The sequence below is a fragment of the Bacillus sp. AFS040349 genome (assembly GCF_002577655.1).
In the GTDB taxonomy this organism is placed as follows: Bacteria; Bacillota; Bacilli; order Bacillales; family Bacillaceae; genus Metabacillus.
In genome coordinates, this window is sequence record NZ_NUMC01000050.1 from 1 (window position 1) to 18,097 (window position 18,097).

At 36.2% G+C, this 18,097-nt stretch carries 17 protein-coding genes and 1 other annotated feature; of the genes, 11 read left to right on the forward strand and 6 right to left on the reverse strand.

The window, feature by feature from the left end:
• Positions 1-144: 144 nt before the first annotated feature.
• From COD11_RS12015 to COD11_RS12030, 4 genes are all read left to right on the forward strand, one after another.
• Positions 145-1,383 carry a DNA polymerase IV gene (locus tag COD11_RS12015; RefSeq protein ID WP_098797165.1) on the forward strand — a complete coding sequence of 413 codons (1,239 nt, stop codon included), beginning with the start codon at positions 145-147 and terminating at the stop codon, positions 1,381-1,383.
• A gap of 196 nt (positions 1,384-1,579) precedes the next feature.
• On the forward strand, positions 1,580-2,992 hold the full coding sequence (gene gndA, locus COD11_RS12020; protein ID WP_098797166.1) for an NADP-dependent phosphogluconate dehydrogenase: 1,413 nt from the start codon (positions 1,580-1,582) through the stop codon (positions 2,990-2,992).
• A 175-nt stretch (positions 2,993-3,167) separates the two neighbouring features.
• Entirely contained in the window at positions 3,168-4,841 is a 1,674-nt protein-coding gene (locus COD11_RS12025; protein WP_098797167.1) for a long-chain fatty acid--CoA ligase, read from the forward strand.
• Positions 4,838-5,839 (forward strand): phosphotriesterase family protein, encoded by a 1,002-nt coding sequence (locus COD11_RS12030; RefSeq protein WP_098797168.1) that lies wholly within the window; start codon positions 4,838-4,840, stop codon positions 5,837-5,839. The genes COD11_RS12025 and COD11_RS12030 overlap by 4 nt, the downstream gene beginning before the upstream one ends.
• Positions 5,840-6,113: 274 nt before the next feature.
• Here COD11_RS12030 and zwf read toward each other — a convergent pair whose 3' ends face one another.
• Positions 6,114-7,595 (reverse strand): glucose-6-phosphate dehydrogenase, encoded by a 1,482-nt coding sequence (gene zwf / locus COD11_RS12035; RefSeq protein WP_483296292.1) that lies wholly within the window; start codon positions 7,593-7,595, stop codon positions 6,114-6,116.
• A 456-nt stretch (positions 7,596-8,051) separates the two neighbouring features.
• Between zwf and rnz the strand changes: the two genes are divergently transcribed.
• Complete coding sequence (gene rnz / locus COD11_RS12040; protein ID WP_098797169.1) at positions 8,052-8,981, forward strand: ribonuclease Z; 930 nt, start codon at positions 8,052-8,054, stop codon at positions 8,979-8,981.
• A 47-nt stretch (positions 8,982-9,028) separates the two neighbouring features.
• On the opposite strand, the gene namA is transcribed toward rnz, so the two are convergent.
• Positions 9,029-10,045, reverse strand: coding sequence for an NADPH dehydrogenase NamA (gene namA, locus COD11_RS12045; protein ID WP_098797170.1), 1,017 nt, complete (start codon positions 10,043-10,045; stop codon positions 9,029-9,031).
• Positions 10,046-10,187: 142 nt separating this feature from the next.
• Complete coding sequence (locus COD11_RS26840) at positions 10,188-10,331, reverse strand: hypothetical protein (protein WP_176551062.1); 144 nt, start codon at positions 10,329-10,331, stop codon at positions 10,188-10,190.
• A 123-nt stretch (positions 10,332-10,454) separates the two neighbouring features.
• Here COD11_RS26840 and COD11_RS12050 point away from each other — a divergent pair, with 123 nt between their 5' ends.
• Complete coding sequence (locus COD11_RS12050; RefSeq protein ID WP_231307851.1) at positions 10,455-10,637, forward strand: cysteine-rich CWC family protein; 183 nt, start codon at positions 10,455-10,457, stop codon at positions 10,635-10,637.
• A gap of 39 nt (positions 10,638-10,676) precedes the next feature.
• Here COD11_RS12050 and COD11_RS12055 read toward each other — a convergent pair whose 3' ends face one another.
• Together COD11_RS12055 and proC are read right to left on the reverse strand one after the other, a co-directional pair.
• Positions 10,677-11,240: a DUF3231 family protein gene (locus COD11_RS12055; protein ID WP_098797172.1), complete on the reverse strand. Its 564-nt coding sequence runs from the start codon at positions 11,238-11,240 to the stop codon at positions 10,677-10,679.
• A 154-nt stretch (positions 11,241-11,394) separates the two neighbouring features.
• Positions 11,395-12,231, reverse strand: coding sequence for a pyrroline-5-carboxylate reductase (gene proC, locus COD11_RS12060; RefSeq protein WP_098797173.1), 837 nt, complete (start codon positions 12,229-12,231; stop codon positions 11,395-11,397).
• A 120-nt stretch (positions 12,232-12,351) separates the two neighbouring features.
• Positions 12,352-12,557 (reverse strand) — a binding site (T-box leader).
• 262 nt (positions 12,558-12,819) lie between these two features.
• Here proC and COD11_RS12065 point away from each other — a divergent pair.
• From COD11_RS12065 to COD11_RS12075, 3 genes are all read left to right on the forward strand, one after another.
• The gene (locus COD11_RS12065; RefSeq protein ID WP_098797174.1) at positions 12,820-13,797 is read left to right on the forward strand and encodes an MBL fold metallo-hydrolase; all 978 of its coding nucleotides are present in this window, start codon (positions 12,820-12,822) and stop codon (positions 13,795-13,797) included.
• An 11-nt stretch (positions 13,798-13,808) separates the two neighbouring features.
• Positions 13,809-14,603: an SDR family NAD(P)-dependent oxidoreductase gene (locus COD11_RS12070; RefSeq protein WP_098797175.1), complete on the forward strand. Its 795-nt coding sequence runs from the start codon at positions 13,809-13,811 to the stop codon at positions 14,601-14,603.
• 143 nt (positions 14,604-14,746) lie between these two features.
• Positions 14,747-15,694 carry a TRM11 family SAM-dependent methyltransferase gene (locus COD11_RS12075; protein WP_231307848.1) on the forward strand — a complete coding sequence of 316 codons (948 nt, stop codon included), beginning with the start codon at positions 14,747-14,749 and terminating at the stop codon, positions 15,692-15,694.
• Positions 15,695-15,730: 36 nt separating this feature from the next.
• On the opposite strand, the gene COD11_RS12080 is transcribed toward COD11_RS12075, so the two are convergent.
• A complete protein-coding gene (locus COD11_RS12080; protein WP_098797176.1) occupies positions 15,731-15,925 on the reverse strand; it encodes a YqzH family protein in 195 nt (64 codons plus the stop codon).
• 149 nt (positions 15,926-16,074) lie between these two features.
• On the opposite strand from COD11_RS12080, the gene COD11_RS12085 reads away from it, so the two are divergent.
• Entirely contained in the window at positions 16,075-17,337 is a 1,263-nt protein-coding gene (locus tag COD11_RS12085; protein ID WP_176551063.1) for a Y-family DNA polymerase, read from the forward strand.
• An 87-nt stretch (positions 17,338-17,424) separates the two neighbouring features.
• Positions 17,425-18,078 carry a GDSL-type esterase/lipase family protein gene (locus COD11_RS12090; protein ID WP_176551064.1) on the forward strand — a complete coding sequence of 218 codons (654 nt, stop codon included), beginning with the start codon at positions 17,425-17,427 and terminating at the stop codon, positions 18,076-18,078.
• The last annotated feature ends 19 nt before the right edge of the window (positions 18,079-18,097 follow it).

Consider the following 18,097-nt stretch of genomic DNA (forward strand, 5'->3'; position numbering starts at 1 on the left):
AACTTTTTGGGTTCAGTTCATAATATTGGTGGCTTTTTTATTTCCGTAATACAAGGAAAAGAGAAAAAAGTAAACTCCACATGAGCATGCTTATACATTAACATGGTAAACTAATGACAATGATTTTATATGTGTGGTGGAAAGATGGCGGAGCAACCTGTAAATCAAAGAAGAATTATTTTACATGTTGATATGAACAGCTTTTATGCTTCAGTAGAAATGGCATTTGATCCCTCTCTTAATGGAAAGCCTTTAGCAATTGCAGGGAATGTTGAGGAACGAAAAGGAATTATAGTTACATGCAGCTACGAAGCGCGTTCAAAAGGTGTAAAAGCTACTATGCCTCTTTGGCAAGCTCGTAAGCTTTGCCCTGAGTTAATTGTAAGAAAACCAAACTTTGATCGATATCGAACAGCATCTCGTGCAATGTTTGAACTATTAAGGGAATATACAGAATTAGTAGAACCTGTTTCAATTGATGAAGGTTATATGGATTTAAGTGAATTTCCTGGGTCAAAGCCACTCGAGATGGCAAGTTCTATTCGAAATAGGCTGTTGGAGGAATTGCTGCTACCTTGTAGTATTGGAATTGCTCCAAATAAGTTTCTAGCTAAAATGGCATCAAATATGAAAAAGCCACTTGGAATTACGATTTTAAGAAAAAGAGATTTACCGAATAGATTATGGCCTCTAGCTGCATATGAAATGCATGGTATTGGTGAAAAAACGGCCGAAAAACTTAGAACTATAGGAATTCATACTATTTATGATTTAGCACATGCTGATATAGGAGAAGTAAAAAGCTTACTTGGTATTAACGGGGAACGTCTTATCCAACGAGCGAACGGAGTTGATTTAAGGGAAGTTAATCCCAACTCAATTTATGATTTTAAGAGCATTGGTAATTCAACTACGCTGTCTAAGAATACGACGAATGAAACCCAAATCAATGAAGTGTTAAGAAAGTTAGCTCATTCTGTATCTCTTCGAATGAAGAGGAAAGAAGTTTTGGCCAACAAAATTTTTGTCACGATTCGTTACGGTAACTTAAAAACAATTACTAGAAGTAAAACAATGAAAAACCCTATTGGGGAAGAGAATGACCTTTACCATGAAGCCAAAGATCTCTTTTTCACTCACTGGAATGAAGAGCCGATTCGGTTACTTGGTATTACTGGGCAGGATTTAGTTGAAAGGGAAGATGCAGTAAAGCAGCTGGATTTGTTCTCTTTTGAAAATGATGCAAAAGACGAGCCGATACTTTCCGTTATTGATCAGATCAATCAAAAATATGGAAGTCAGCTTATAAAGCGAGGTGTAAAAGGAAAACAAGAGGAGCCTGGAACACCAGGAATAAGCTTTAATAAAGATTTTTTGAGATAGTAAACGATTACATAAGGTGAGTCACTTGAAATGTAACTGAAAAATGTGGTATTTTCAAAGTTGAAGTTAAATGAAATAATTCGAATAATGTGTCAATTTAGCATTTATTGGCGGAAAACTAAACTTTTTTTGTTATTATAGTAATTGGATAATGTTTAGTTTTACATACTATAAGGATTAGAAGGGACGTAAGAGAATGTCGAAACAACAAATTGGTGTTATTGGTTTGGCTGTAATGGGTAAAAACTTAGCTTTAAATATTGAAAGTCGTGGATTTTCAGTATCTGTTTTCAACCGTTCAGCAGAAAAAACTGAGGAATTTTTAACAGAAGCAAAAGGGAAAAACGTGGTGGGTACATACAGCATTGAAGAATTTGTTCAATCATTAGAAACTCCACGTAAAATTCTTTTAATGGTTAAAGCTGGTGTACCAACAGATGCAACAATTGAACAGCTTCTACCACATCTTGATAAAGGTGATATCTTAATCGACGGTGGTAACACATTATATACAGATACACAACGTCGTAACAAAGAACTAGCTGAAAGTGGAATCCATTTCATAGGTACAGGTGTTTCTGGTGGAGAAGAAGGCGCATTAAAAGGACCTTCTATCATGCCTGGTGGCCAAAAAGAAGCGTTTGATTTAGTTCAACCAATTCTTGAAGCTATTTCTGCAAAAGTAAATGGTGATCCTTGCTGTACTTATATTGGTCCAGATGGAGCTGGACATTATGTGAAAATGGTTCATAATGGGATTGAGTATGGAGATATGCAGTTAATATCTGAAGCATATTTCTTATTGAAAAATGTATTAGGTTTAACAGCAGACGAGCTTCACGAAGTATTTGCTGAGTGGAACAAAGGTGAGCTTGACAGTTACTTAATTGAAATTACAGCAGATATTTTCACAAAGAAAGATGACGAAACTGGAAAACCTCTAGTTGACGTTATTCTTGATACAGCTGGTCAAAAAGGAACAGGTAAATGGACGAGTAAGAGTGCTCTAGATCTAGGTGTACCTCTTCCAATTATTACTGAATCTGTATTTGCTCGTTTCATTTCGGCTATGAAAGAAGAGCGTCAAAAAGCAAGTAAAATTCTTTCAGGTCCGGCTGCAAAAAAATATGAGGGTAATAAAGAAGAGCTTATTGAAGCGGTTCGCAGAGCTTTATATATGAGTAAGATTGTTTCTTATGCTCAAGGTTTTGCTCAAATGAGAGCAGCTTCTGAAGAGTATAACTGGGATTTAAAATATGGTGATATTGCAATGATCTTCCGTGGTGGATGTATTATCCGTGCAGCTTTCCTACAAAAAATTAAAGATGCATATGATAAAGAGCCACAATTAGCGAATCTGTTACTAGATGACTATTTCAAAGAAATTGTTGAAGGGTACCAAGGTGCACTTCGTCAAATCTTAACAGTAGCAATCGAAAATGGAGTTCCAGTACCATGCTTCTCATCTGCACTTGCTTATTATGACAGCTATCGTACAGAAACACTTCCAGCGAACCTTTTACAAGCACAACGTGACTACTTTGGTGCTCATACGTATCAACGTGTTGATAAAGAAGGTATTTTCCATACTGAGTGGATGGAAAAATAATAGTTGTAAACAAAAAGACAGAGTCCGCTCTGTCTTTTTTCGTTACTTAAAAATCTTATATCCTACATAATGTAAGCCTTTACATTATGTAATGACCATGGTATATTCATGTAGCGAGTTATCTTTGTAAGATATATTCGTTTCTTTAAAACTTACATAGGAGTTGATGGTATAAGTGGAAAAATATTTTGATTTTTATCCAAAACGCGTACCGAAAGAACTAACACTCCCAGAAACAACCCTCATTGAAAACTTAGAAATATCTTCAAGACGTTATCCTGACAAAACTGCCCTTAATTATTATGGAAAAAGAATTTCGTATCGAGAACTATATTCAGAGGTTCTTAGTTTAGCTGGATATCTTCAAGCAAACGATGTGAAAAAAGGAGATCGTGTTCTCCTTTACATGCAAAACTCTCCACAATGGATTATTTCATTTTATGCAATTGCTCGAGCAGGAGCAGTCGTAATTCCAATAAACCCCATGAATACAAGTGAAGAATTAGCCTTTTATGTAAGTGATTGTGAAATAAAAACCGCTATTATCTCGCAGGAGCTTTTTGAAAATGTCCGAGCATTAATTAGCAAAAGCACAATCGAGCATGTTGTTGTAGGAACATACTCTGATTACATCGATTCGGAAACAAATTTGAATCTTCCACAAGAGGTTTGTGCTCTTCGTCAGGAACTTCCACCAGAATATACTCCATGGCACAAAGCTCTCTCGGCTAGATATTCACCTAAAGCAGTTGACGCAAGTGCTGATGACTTAGTTGTTATGCCCTATACATCTGGCACAACTGGTACTCCAAAGGGATGTATGCATACCCATAAAACGGTCCAAGCAAATATTATTACTGTTGGTGTATGGCAAAGTGTAACAAGCGAATCTGTCCATTTATTAACCCTTCCGTTATTTCATGTAACAGGTATGCTACATAGTTGTCATGGTCCGTTATCAGGTGGTTGCGAAATCGTCATTATGACAAGATGGGACAGAGAACTTGCAAGGATACTAATCGAACGAAACGGTGTTACACATTGGACGAATATAAGTACAATGTTAATAGACTTTTTGGCAAACCCTAATCTTATCAAAGATTCTCTTAAAACGTTGGAGGTGATCGGTGGCGGCGGTGCTCCTTTACCTGAGGCTGTTGGAGAGAAATTATATAATCTAGCCGGTATTAGATATGCAGAAGGTTATGGGCTTTCTGAAACAATTGCTCACACTCACTTTAACCCACCAGATCGCCCAAAGTTACAATGTCTTGGTATTCCATCTCCAAATACTCAATCCAAAATCATAGATCCACTCACTTTACAAGAACTAGGACCAAATCAAGAAGGAGAGATTGTTGTAAGGGGTCCTCAGGTATTTAAAGGGTACTATAAGCGGCCAGAAGAGAATGTTAATGCGTTTATAACCATTGAAGGTAAAACGTTCTTTAGAACGGGTGATATCGCAAAATACGACGATGAGGGCTATTATTTTATCGTAGATCGTATTAAGAGAATGATTAATGCATCAGGGTTTAAAGTGTGGCCAACTGAAGTTGAATCAAAACTTTATAACCACCCTGCTGTCCAACAGGCTTGTGTTGTTGGTGTTCCTGATGAAAGAAAGGGTGAGCAGGTTAAGGCATTCATTGTTTTAAATGAAGAAAATAAGGGCAAAGTCACCGAACAAGAAATTATTGATTGGTCTAAAACACAATTGGCTGCTTATAAGTATCCTAGAGTGATAGAATTCAGAGACAAACTCCCGACAACTAGCAGTGGAAAGTTATTATGGAGAAAACTGCAGGAAGAAGAAAGAAACAAGTTAGTGGCGGGAGGAGAAAAATGATGATGAAGGTTGAGACGGTAACAGGCCTTATAGCCTTGGAGCAGCTGGGGAAAACATTAAGTCATGAGCATTTTGTTTTTGGGTATCCCGGTTATAGTGGTGATAGTACGTTAGGTAGATTTGATTATAACCATGCTTTAACAATTGGTATACAAGTAGCAGAAAAGATCATGAAACATGGTGTGAAAACAGTTCTTGATCCAACACCTAATGAGTGTGGCAGAAATGTTCGTTTACTAAGAGATATATCCATTCAAACAGGCCTTCAAATTGTATGTGGAACAGGTTTTTATTATGAAGGAGAAGGCGCGACCCCATATTTTAAAGCTCGTGCAGCGTTAGGTCCTGCAGAAGAGGAAATATATGAAATGTTTCTAACAGAGCTTCAAAATGGAATAGAGGATACTGGAATAAAGCCTGGGTTTATTAAACTTGCATCAAGTAAAAATGTGATAACAGACTACGAAAAAATGTTTTTTAGGGCAGCAGCTAGAGCACACAAAGAAACAGGAACCATTATTTTAACTCATACTCAGGAGGGGACTATGGGTCCTGAACAAGCTGATCTTTTAATAGAGCTCGGTGTTGATCCAGATTGTGTGGTTATAGGACATATGTGTGGAAATACAGACGTGGAGTATCATAGACGAACTCTGGAAAAGGGTGTGCGCATTGGTTTTGACCGAATTGGACTTCAAGGGCTTGCAGGATGTCCTACAGATCAAGAAAGATTGGCTGTACTTGTTGAGTTATTAAAGGAGGGCTATGAAAACAGAATCTTCTTAGCGCATGATTCAGTTAACATTTGGTTAGGGAGAGAGTTGGCTGTTCCGGAAGCAGCAATACCTTCAATCGTAAATTGGCATCCGACACATATTTTTGAGAATATTGTTCCACAGCTAAGATCTTATGGAATTACTGAACAGCAGTTGGAGATTTTGTTTACTGAAAACATCAAATCGTTATTTTCGACCTCATCAAAATTTGCAAAAAAATGATAAAACTATAAAAGGAGCTGCTATTTATAGTAGCAGCTCAAATTAAGGAGATTTAAGGTTTGCTTCTTACACAATCTATTTTATTCAAACAAGTTTTAATTCGTATGAGGCAAATAGACGAGCTCATTCGCACATTTTTGTTGTACGAGTGCGATATAAATTACGCTTCTACTATTTTCTGTACATAGAAAAGCCGATTAGATTTATCTTAATCGGCCTTTACTATTTCTTATGATAAAATTTTGGGATCGATTCCAGGTCATCTCATCCTGTTTTAGTTAACAGGCCACCACTGATTTCCATCTTCTTTCAAAAGATCATCTGCTTCTTTAGGTCCCATTGATCCAGAAGGATAGCTTGCAATAGCAGCTTTACCTTTTGTCCATGCTTCTGAAATTGGATCTACAAAGCTCCATGATAAAGCTACTTCGTCCCAATGAGTGAAGTTAGTGGCGTCCCCACGCATGCAGTCATAAATTAATTTTTCATATGCTTCCGGTGTATTAATTCCATCAAGGAAATTATTTGATAAATCAAGCTTAACTGGTTTTGAGATGCCAGATTCATCTTCATCCTTTTTCGCATTTAACTGAAGAGTAATTCCTTCTTCAGGTTGAATGTGAATGATTAACAAGTTAGGTGGAACAGTTTCACCTTTTTTGTAATATAAATTCATTGGAATATCTTTAAATTGAACAACAATTTTTGTTGATTTTGCAGCCATTCGTTTACCAGTTCTAATATAGAAAGGAACACCGGCCCATCTAAAGTTATCAATTAATAATTTTCCTGCAACATAAGTTTCAGTTTGAGAATTATCATCTACATTATTTTCATCACGATACGCAACCAGCTGTTTATCTTCAAGCTGACCTGCACCATATTGACCTCTAACAAAGTATTGACTAACTTCATCTTCGGCAACGGCTCTTAGTGCTCTAAGTACTTTTACTTTCTCACTTCTAATTTCATCAGTAGTCAGTTTAATAGGCGGCTCCATCGCTAATAAAGCAACCATTTGAAGCATATGGTTTTGAACCATATCACGGAGTGCACCTGAATTCTCATAATAACGTCCTCGGTCTTCCACACCTAAAATCTCACTAGATGTTACTTGGATATTAGATATGTAACGATTATTCCATAATGGCTCAAATAGGGCGTTAGCAAAGCGTATTACTTCAATGTTTTGCACCATTTCTTTCCCTAAGTAATGGTCAATACGATAAATTTGATTTTCATTAAATGCTTCACGAATTTCTTGGTTCAATTTTCGAGCAGAAGGAAGATCGTGTCCAAATGGCTTTTCGATGACTAATCTGCTCCAGCCATTCGTATCTGTTAATCCTTCTTTTTTAAGATTTTGTGCAATCGTTCCAAAGAACTCAGGTGCCATTGCTAAATAGAAAATGCGATTGCCTTCTGTTTGATAAGTTCCATCAAGCTCGGTTAGCAGACCATTCAATTCTAAATACGATGAAGGATTCGTTACATCAAATGGGTGATAATAAAAATGAGATGTGAATTCTTCTAGATCTTTGGATTCTTTCATTGAAGTTTGAATAGAATCTGAAACATTACTACGGAATTCATCAGTTGTCCAAGGTCTTCTTGCAACTCCAACAACGGCAAAGTTTTTTCCGATTTTCTCATTTTGAACAAGGCGGTAAATAGATGGGAACAATTTTCGTTTTGCTAAATCACCTGTTGCTCCGAAAATAACAATAATTGATTTTGGATGTTCTTGTGTAATCACGTTCGTACCTCACTTTGTTAAATACATTTATTTATTTCATCAGCATATACATTCAAAAAAAGAAGACTAGATCGAATTTTTTGAACACTGATTGTAAAATACTCCTATACGAATACTTAATTTTAAAGGTTATCTTACAGTAAATCAAACATAATAGCTTTAAAAAGACTTTCATCATAAACTATTATAAACGATTAGCAGAAAATTATCGTCTGATATGCATCTATTTTGTAGAAATCTTTGTATAATTCAGTCTATTTTAGACAATAATTGATGGATTGGTCAAGAGGTTGATTGAATTTTTATTCATGAAGTTGTGAAAAACACCGATAAAGGGAAAAAATTCAATGCGAAATTGTACCAATTTATCTAACAAAAATTATAGTCAAAGACTTAAATTGTTTCATAAATCATTCTCTTTCATGTATGCTTGATAAAGTAAAGGAGGAGGCATTATTGAATATTATGTTTCTCGGTACAGGAGCCGGAATTCCTGCTAAAGCTCGTAATGTTACGAGTATAGCCCTCCAGCTATTAGAGGAGAGAAATGCAGTATGGTTATTTGATTGTGGTGAAGCGACGCAGCATCAAATTTTACATACTTCTATTAAGCCTAGAAAGATTGAAAAAATCTTTATTACACATATGCATGGCGATCATATTTACGGCTTACCAGGGTTAATCAGTTCAAGGTCATTTCAAGGTGGGGAAACACCTTTAACAATATATGGACCTAAAGGAATTGAGGAGTTTGTGAAACTCTCACTTTCTGTTAGCCATACACATTTAACTTATGAAATAAAATTTGTAGAAATTGAAGATGGAATTATCTTTGAGGATGAATTATTTCAAGTTATTACTGAAAAATTAGATCATGGAATTGATTCATACGGTTATCGAGTGATTGAAAAAGATTTACCCGGTCCTTTACTTGTTGATAAGCTCAAAAAGCTTGGATTACCCCCGGGACCGATTTACCAAAAAATTAAAAATGGGGGAGCCATTCGGTTACCAAATGGCTCAGTTATTAATGGAGACGAATTTGTTGGACCAAAACAAAAGGGAAGAGTTGTGACAATTTTAGGTGACACGCGCTACACTGAAAAAAGTATTAAACTAGCGGAAGAATCCGATGTGCTTATTCATGAAGCAACGTTTTCTAAGGAAGATCAGCAGCTTGCATATAATTATTTTCATTCAACGACTATTGATGCAGCTAAAATCGCAAAAAAATCTAATGCAAAAAAGCTGATACTTACGCACATCAGCTCTCGTTACCAAACGACAGAGCAGCATGATTTACTACTTCAGGAGGCTAAAGATACCTTTCCTTTATCGTTAATAGCAACAGATTTTATGCAAATTGAAATACCAAAGAATAATTGATACCAAAAAAAGGAGAGATGGATTTTAAACCATCTCTCCTTTTTGTCTTACCAGCCCCGGTCATACTGTTTTGGAGAATCAATTGTTTCTTTAAGCTGAGCTGCTGCTGTTCTTGGGAAATAAGGGTCTCTTAGCAACTCTCTCGCGATAAAGATAAGATCAGCTCGATTGTTTTGTAAAATTTCTTCCGCTTGCAATCCGGTCGTGATAAGCCCGACAGCGCCAGTTGCTATCTTTGCCTCTTCTTTAATTTTTTCAGCAAAACGGACTTGGTAGCCTGGAAACACGTTGATTTTGGCTGTGACAACTGCTCCTGAGCTTACATCGATTAAGTCAACACCTTGTTCCTTCATTTTCTTAGCAAATTCAACGTAATCTGAAACATCTAATCCTTCCTCGTGATAATCAGTAGCAGAAATACGGACGAATAGTGGACCATCCCAAACTTCTTTTACAGACTCAATCACTTCACTTAATAAACGATAGCGATTTTCTGGTGTTCCACCATATTCATCTTCACGTTTATTTGATAAAGGTGATAGAAACTCGTTGATTAAATATCCATGTGCCCCATGAATCTCGATAATGTCAAAACCAGCTTCTTTTGCACGTTTCGCTCCATCTTGAAAGGCTTGAACGGTAGATGTAATATCTTCTTTTGTCATAGCTGTTGGTGTTTTAGAATGATCATCAAATGGAATAGCTGATGGAGCATATATCTCGCCATCAACCGTTGCTTTACGACCGGCATGTGCAAGCTGTATCGCAGTTGTAGAGCCGTAATTTTTTATACCTGATACTAGTTTCTTTAGTTGAGGAAGATGATCATCACTCCATATTCCTAGGTCTTGAGAAGATATTCGTCCTTGTGGAGTAACAGCCGTTGCTTCAACCATAATTAACCCTACTTGACCTACTGCACGACTAATATAATGGGTCATATGAAAGTCTTCTACAAATCCTTGTTGACCCGTTGAAGAATACATACACATAGGTGACATAACAATACGGTTCTTTATCGTAACATCTTTTATTTGATAAGGTTGAAAAAGCTTCGTTTTCATTGTTTCTCCTCCATTATGTAGATTATGTTTACGGGAAGATTATAACAATCTAAATGAAAATAGGCATGTTTTCTGCCTGTTCATTGTATGTAGTTTAAAGGTAAAAAAGCCACTTAACTTGTTAGTGGCTGGTTAGCAAATACTATGCTGATCTATTCTCAAGCTTCTGTAGTAAATTCTTTATTTGAAAATGATGATAAACAGTGAGTGTAATGACAATAAAACTAAATAAAGTTGACAGTATTGTACTTTTAAGTAATAAATTCATAACATTACGGTTAAACACTTCCTCACCTCCATTAATTAGTATTAATTTCAACTTACTTTTGATGCAAAGTAAATTATTCTAGAAGTGGATTTAGTGTTAAAATGAAACATGTATGAAAGTTACCGTTATGGAAGGTGTAATATGAAGAAGTGTCCCTTATGTCAAAATGATAATCAATGTGCAATTTCTAAAGGGCAGCAACCAAAAACATGTTGGTGCATGACTGCATCATTTCCACAAAAATTATTGGCTACTACTTCTTTTGAAGATTCCTGTATTTGTAAAAAATGCGTGAATGATTATGAAAAACCTTTACCCTTATAGAGCTTTTCTAAGAGATAAAGGTTTTTTATGATAGGATAATTACTTTTTTCCTTCAGACGAATTAGGGTGTCCGGCTACTGCAAAAGATGGGGGAACTTTTAACCAACCTCTTTCAAGCATTATTGTTTTAACAATAAATAAAGAATTCACTTTTTCATTATAAAATTTTAAAAACATAGCTCCCACATCATTGCGGATAGCCTGTGTTAATGCCCCGTTACATAAATTAATTGCTGCAAGCTCTTTTGCAATTAAACCATTTGCTATTTCTTCATCAGTCATCTTTGTTCCATAAGGAACGTCCAATGCGTCAGAGTTTGGTTTTGGGGGAGTTGCGTTTGGGATAGGGACGCCTTCCTTCATCATAAGCTTTTTAACTTCGTTTGATTGTTCAGCACAGTTTTTAATACTGTCTTTTAACATCTTCTGTATATCTTGATCATCTGATGTATTTTCTCCTATGTAGCAAAAAGCATTTGCTTCATCAAGTAAAATGGAGAAAGTCCACAAAGTCATTGCTTCACCGATATGTAGTGGTCGTTGAGTTGTATTATTTAGATTTGTTTTGATAAATTCAATGGTGCCTTCAAGGAAATTAGACATCTGTATCACCTCTTAAATTTAGTTTTCATTATTTTGTGCAAAAATTTATAATTCATTCAAATTGATGAGGTGAAGGGAGATTAGATTTCTAGTCAAGGTTTTGTCTTTATAATCAAAAACAGGGATTTCACATTACATGAAATCCCTGTTCGTTTTATTTTTTATTAGTGACCAATTCTTCAGAGAACATTGCTTTTAATTCCTCTGAACGTTCTGTTGCCCGTTTGATACATGATATGAACGCTTCCTCTACCTGTTTTTCCTTAAGAATGGAAATGCCTGCTTCTGTCGTGCCATTTGGACTTGTTACTTCCTTCCTTAGCTGTGATGGGTGTTTTTCTGAAACAGCAATCATTTCAGATGCCCCTAATAAGGTTTGAACAATTAAATCCCTGGCAACAAAAGGATCTAAACCTACCTCAACAGCAGCCTTTTCCATTGATTCTACTAAATAATAAATATAGGCAGGACCACTTCCAGACAACCCAGTAACAGCATCTAACTGATTCTCTTCAACAATTTTACAAATCCCGATTGCTTCAAAAAGAGACACACATTTTCTCATTTGCTTCATTGTAACAGAATCACTTCCTGCAATAGCGGTCGCGGATTTGCCAATAGCTGCGGATGTATTTGGCATCGCTCTAACGATAGAAGCTTTCTTTCCAAGAATAGCTGTAATTGTTTGAATGGAAATCCCTGCTAAGACAGAAACAATTAGATGATCTTTTATTAAACTTTGTACACCGTCAAACCCTGCTTTTACATCTTTAGGTTTCATTGCTAGTACGATTATGGAAGCATCTTTTACTAATTGTTTTTTATCATGTGTTGTTTTTACACCGTACTTTACCGATAATTCATCTAGTCGATCTGAATTTGAGCGATTGGACACAATGATTTGCTCCGCTTGAAATACATTGCCTTTTATAAGTCCTGCAACCATGGCCTCAGCCATTGAGCCAGCTCCAATAAATCCAATTTTCTCCATGATTTCTCTCCCTTTTTATTGTGTGATCTTAATAAGTTCCATTCCTGCTAGTGAGAAGAAATGACCGCCAGTTTAACCGAGCCCTAGCATTCAATAAATAAAAAAGCCATTCTGCCCTATAATAAGGACGGAATGACTCCGCGGTACCACCTTTTTTGGAATGTCTATGCATTCCCAGCTTATAATCTTTATCGCAGACATACGGTTAGGTTTACCTAACAGCTCATAGGGCAGGTTCAATAAAAGGTTGGCAATGAAGCCTTTCAGCCATGGACTCCACTCTCTTTTACGCCTTTTTATCTACTATTCCTAATCAACGCTATGTATATTAAAGACACTACAACTATACAAAGATATAAATTTTTATTCATTATGCAGCGTTAGACAAGCTGTTGTCAAGTTTTCTTTATATCATTAGATGGTTGAATTATTTGAATATAATGACAAGTTGGTTTTTGCAGGGTACAATAGTGGTAGATAATTTGTTTGGATTAAAGAAAACCTATTAAAGATACATAATTTGCTTCATAATGTTTTCTGCTTTTTAATTAAAAGAACTTATATAAAAATAATAATGGGGATGAGTAAATGAACCAGACAACACATGCTAAGCAAATTTTGAAAATCATTTTACCTACACCGTTTCCGGTGGGGGATGTAAATGTTTATTTAATCAAAGGAGAGCGTTTAACACTTGTGGATGCTGGACCTAAAACAGAAGAAGCGTGGCTTTCCTTTCAACATCAATTAAAAGAATATGGTTACACTCCAGATGATATTGAACAAATCATCATAACACATCATCATCCTGATCATGTTGGTATGCTTGATTATTTGGATAAGAACATTCCTGTGTTTGGACACCCTTTTAACAAGCCGTGGTTAAAAAAAGATGAAAGATTCCTGCAAACTCAAGCTCGGTATTTTGAACAACTTTTTCTCACCTTTGGACTTGATAAAAATTTCTTACCTTCTATACAAAAATTGAATGATACTTTAGAATATTCGTGTAATCGGGAGTTACATCATAATCTAATAGAAGGAATGGAGATTGCTGGACTATCTGGATGGATTGTTATGGAAACGCCGGGTCATGCTCAAAGTCACATCGTTTTATATGAAGAAAAGACAGGTATACTAGTTGGGGGAGATTTATTATTAAAGGACATCTCCCCAAACCCTTTACTAGAACCACCAATGATTGAAGGGGTTATCAACAGACCAAGGCCTCAGCTGCAGTTAAACAACTCAATTTCTAAATTGCTTGAATTGTCGCTATCTGTTGTTTATCCAGGGCATGGGGGAAATATTGAGAATGCTCATGAACTTATTGCCTATCGTTTGAAAAAACAAGCTGAAAGGGCAGAGCTAGTTAAAGGGTTCTTACAGGAAAAGCCTTTAACCGCATTTGAAGTGTGTAAAGCACTTTTTCCTACTATATACTATAAGCAGCTTATGCTGACTATGTCAGAGACAGTTGGACAGCTTGACTATCTTGAGGACAAAGGTCAAATTAAAATTGATGAAACAAACATTCCTGCTCTTTTTTATGTTGTAGAGAAATAGAGGTGATAAGATTGAATTCTCGTATACAAGGGTGCTACGTCGCCATTACTGGTGCTTCTAGTGGAATTGGTGAAAAAATTGCGATCGAATGTGCGAAAAATGGTGCTCATCTTGTTTTGCTTGCTAGAAGAGAAGAAGTTTTAGCAAAGCTTTCTGAGCGTATTAAGCAGAATTATGGTGTTTCATGTCACTATTATTCATTGGATGTTCAAGACCTTCAATCAATTCAAACTGTTTTTTCAACGATTGAACGTGATGTGGGTTCAATTGACATTCTTGTTAATAATGCTGGATTTGGTATTTTTAATGAGGTGCTTCATTCTTCATTAGATGAAATGAAAAGTATGTTTGAGGTCAATGTCTTCGGTCTAGTTGCCAGCACAAAGATGGTGCTGCCAGCTATGATGAAAAGAAGAAAGGGACATATTATTAATATTGCTTCACAGGCTGGGAAAATTGCAACACCAAAATCAAGTTTGTACTCTGCTAGTAAACATGCCGTTTTAGGATTTACAAACAGTTTACGAATGGAAGTTAAACAGCATGGGATTTTTGTTACCTCTGTAAATCCTGGACCGATTAAAACAAATTTTTTCACAATTGCTGATAAACAGGGAGACTATGTGAAAAATGTTGAACGTTGGATGCTCGACCCTAATAAGGTAGCTCGTATCATTGTGGCTTCTATGCTGACTCCAAGACGGGAAATTAATTTACCAGCTTGGATGAATGCTGGAAGCACCCTTTATCAGGTGATGCCGAGACTTTTTGAAAAACTAGCAGGAAAAGCATTTTTTAAGAAATAAGGTTTAGACATAGTGTTAAAAGGCATTATGTCTTTTTTTATTGCCTAATTTGGATATATAATAGAGGTCATTGGCAAATGTATATTCATCAGGGGAACACCAACTGATTCAAAATAATATTTTTGTGTAAAGGTGGAACGTGCTTGGCTCAACAACAAACTAAATTTATTTATACATTTACTTGTCATGAAGATGAGCTTTCATTGTGCCAGCTGGAGATGCGCTCTCTTTTTGGGTTTGATACTGATTCTAGTGTAATAGAAACAACTGTAAAGATTGATCCAAGTCGAAGTCCGTTTATTAACGAAAGAGTAGATGTTATGGTTAGATCGGATTCTCTTACCGACATTGCTCAGCAAATAGAGGGATTGAGTATTGAGGATGACACGTTTAAAGTTCTTTTCATTGAACATGCTGATTTGGCTAGTTATAAAAAAGTAAGTTTTAATGAAAGACGTAAAATCGAACGTGAAATTGGGCAACAAATAATTGGTAAAGTGGATTTAGTTAACCCTGATTTATTGTTTGCTATTATGAAGTATCAAAATAGCTGGGTATTTGGCCAATATATCAAAAGTGAATCGATTTGGTTTTTACATCAAAATAAACCTAAAAATTATTCAACGGCTTTAAGTACTAGAGTCGCCAGAGCTGTTGTTAATATTGCTGTCCCTGAGGTAGATAATATTAAAGCAATTGATCCTTGTTGCGGATCCGGAACAGTTTTAGTAGAAGCGTTATCAATGGGGATTAACATTGTTGGGAGTGACAATAATCCACTTGTATGTCCGATTGCCCGAGAAAATATTGCTTATTTTGGTTTAAAAGGGGAAGTTAGCTTAAGGGACATTCTTGATGTGACCGGTTGTTATGATGTAGCTATTATTGATATGCCTTATAATCTCTGCTCAGTTCTAGATCCAGATAAGCAGCTTGAAATGCTCCGAAGTGCTCGTAACTTTACTAGTAAAGTTGTTGTTGTGACAATTGAAACAATTGATTATTTAATAGAAAAAGCAGGCTTTAACATTGTTGATCGTTGTGTTGCGAAAAAGGGAAGTTTTACGAGACAAATTCTTGTTTGTGAATAGTAGCCTTGTGATGTCTTCTTGACTCACAAGGCTCTTTTATTCTTGATTTGTTACATAGCTATAGACAGCATCCTCTATAACCTCATACCATTCTGTATCATCGTTTTTATCTGCGGCTATCTTTTTGAGTAAATAAGCTGAATCCTCACTTGATAATGGATCTTCATTAAGATTTCTTCCGTATTGTAAAAAGCTTTTCCGAAGCATTTTTAAAAGTATCTTTTCTTCCATACTTCACCTCTTTAAAGGTAGTATACATCTTTTTAAGTATTTGTCGATCATGTTTCATGGTGAAAACTACCATTGAAATCGAACGTATATTCGCTTAATATATAGAATATACTTTATACGAACATATATTCTATTTGGAGGAAACGGCTATGATTGAAAACTACGATCAGCTGCCAAAACAAAAGATTCTTTGTATTGATATGAAAAGCTTTTATGCAAGTTGTGCCGCCGTGTTGCTTGGGTTGGACCCATTAACCTGTTATTTGGCTGTTGTAGGTGATACGGAGCGGCAAGGGAGTATCGTCTTGGCTGCTTCTCCCCGACTAAAAAAGGAATTTGGAATTAAAACAGGTTCCAGACTGTTTGAAGTACCAAAGGATCCCCGGATTACAATTGTGAATCCGAAGATGGCGACATATGTCCGTATTTCAACAGAGCTGACAAGGCTTTTTCATCGTTATGTACCAAAAGATGCAATCCACACTTATAGTGTTGATGAAAGCTTTATTAAAGTAGATGGGGTGGAGCATATTTGGGGAGATGCTTTAACGATTGCTCATAAAATTCGTGATGACATGGAACGGGAATTTTCCCTCCCAAGTGCCATTGGAATTGGACCAAATATGCTTTTAGCAAAAGTATGCTTAGATACTGAAGCGAAAAAGACAGGTGTTGCTGAATGGACATATGACGATGTAAAGGAAAAACTATGGAAAATCGAACCGCTAAGTGACATGTGGGGAATTGGGTCAAGAGTGCAAAAAACCTTAAATCGAATGGGGATTTTTAATATTGGACAGCTTGCTAACTATCCTCTTGAGCTTTTGGAAAAGAAATTTGGGGTAATGGGGAATCAGCTCTATTATCATGCATGGGGTGTTGATTTATCAGAAGTTGGGGCGCCGATTATGCAAGGGCAAATTAGTTTTGGGAAAAGCCAAATGCTGCTTCGCGATTACCCTGACCCGGAAGAAGTCAAGCATGTGATATTAGAGATAAGTGAGGAAGTGGCCCGAAGAGCCCGTCAGCATCAAAAGGTTGGTCGTACAATTAGCCTTGGAATTGGGTATAGCAGTGATGAATTTGGTGGCGGGTTTTATCGCTCTAAAACAATTGAGGAACCAACAAATATTACAATGGATATTTATGAAACATGTCTTCAGCTTTTTGAAAAATTTTATGAGAATAAAACCGTACGGAAAATTTCAATCGCCCTCTCGAATATTGAAGATGACTGTGAAATGCAGCTTGATTTATTTCGACCAAATCGTACAAAACAACGCACTTTAGGGTATGTGATGGACTCGATCCGTCATAAATATGGTTCTGATGCCATTTTACGGGCAGTGTCCTATACGCCTGCAGGGACAGCTAAGCAACGTGCCACGCTTGTTGGTGGACATAAAGCATAAAAAGCCTATTTCAATTTGGAAAAGCTACGATCCTTCTGTTTAGGAATAAAGTATAAGGACTTTATTTGCTTTTTAGGAGGATATCATGTGGAAACAAATCGGTCATGTTTAACATATGTAGCTTTAGGAGATTCCTTAACAGTTGGAGTAGGAGCATCATTTTTAGCACCTGGATTTGTTGGACGCTATGTGAGATTAACAGAGGAAAAGCTAAATACTCACGTATGTACTGGTATCTACGCCAAATCTGGTATAGAAACAAGCGGTGTTTTACAAATTGTAGAGAGTCCAGAGCTACATCGGAAAATCGAACATGCCAACATTATTACCATCTCAGCAGGAGGAAACGATTTAATTCAAGCAAGCAAAGAGTTTGTGGAATCCCGTGATACAACAGACCTAGCTCAATCTGTAAAAGAGTGTCATAACAATATGGTGAAGATAATGGAAACCATTCATGAATTAAAAAAGGATTGTGGTGTTCCTTTTATCATTTATTTGCTTAATCTTTATAATCCATTGCCTGAAATTGCACTTGCCGATAAATGGGTTCGTTTTTTTAATCGTCACTTAAATAGCTTTGATAATGGAAAAACAATTCGAGTTGCAGATATTTACTCGGTATTTAAAGACCGACAAGACGATCTTTTATCTAGAGATCATATCCATCCAAATAATCTCGGATATCAAGAGATTGCTCATACATTAGCTCAATTAGGCTATCCGAAAGCTTTTCACTAGTAAATTGTTTTGAAGGTGG

Coding starts and splice junctions, on each gene's coding strand:
- COD11_RS12015 (WP_098797165.1), top strand. CDS start 145: ATGGCGGAGCAACCTGTAAATCAAAGAAGAATTATTTTACATGTTGAT.
- gndA (WP_098797166.1), top strand. CDS start 1,580: ATGTCGAAACAACAAATTGGTGTTATTGGTTTGGCTGTAATGGGTAAA.
- COD11_RS12030 (WP_098797168.1), top strand. CDS start 4,838: ATGATGATGAAGGTTGAGACGGTAACAGGCCTTATAGCCTTGGAGCAG.
- namA (WP_098797170.1), bottom strand. CDS start 10,045: ATGAAAACGAAGCTTTTTCAACCTTATCAAATAAAAGATGTTACGATA.
- COD11_RS12050 (WP_231307851.1), top strand. CDS start 10,455: ATGAAGAAGTGTCCCTTATGTCAAAATGATAATCAATGTGCAATTTCT.
- COD11_RS12055 (WP_098797172.1), bottom strand. CDS start 11,240: ATGTCTAATTTCCTTGAAGGCACCATTGAATTTATCAAAACAAATCTA.
- proC (WP_098797173.1), bottom strand. CDS start 12,231: ATGGAGAAAATTGGATTTATTGGAGCTGGCTCAATGGCTGAGGCCATG.
- COD11_RS12065 (WP_098797174.1), top strand. CDS start 12,820: ATGAACCAGACAACACATGCTAAGCAAATTTTGAAAATCATTTTACCT.
- COD11_RS12080 (WP_098797176.1), bottom strand. CDS start 15,925: ATGGAAGAAAAGATACTTTTAAAAATGCTTCGGAAAAGCTTTTTACAA.
- COD11_RS12085 (WP_176551063.1), top strand. CDS start 16,075: ATGATTGAAAACTACGATCAGCTGCCAAAACAAAAGATTCTTTGTATT.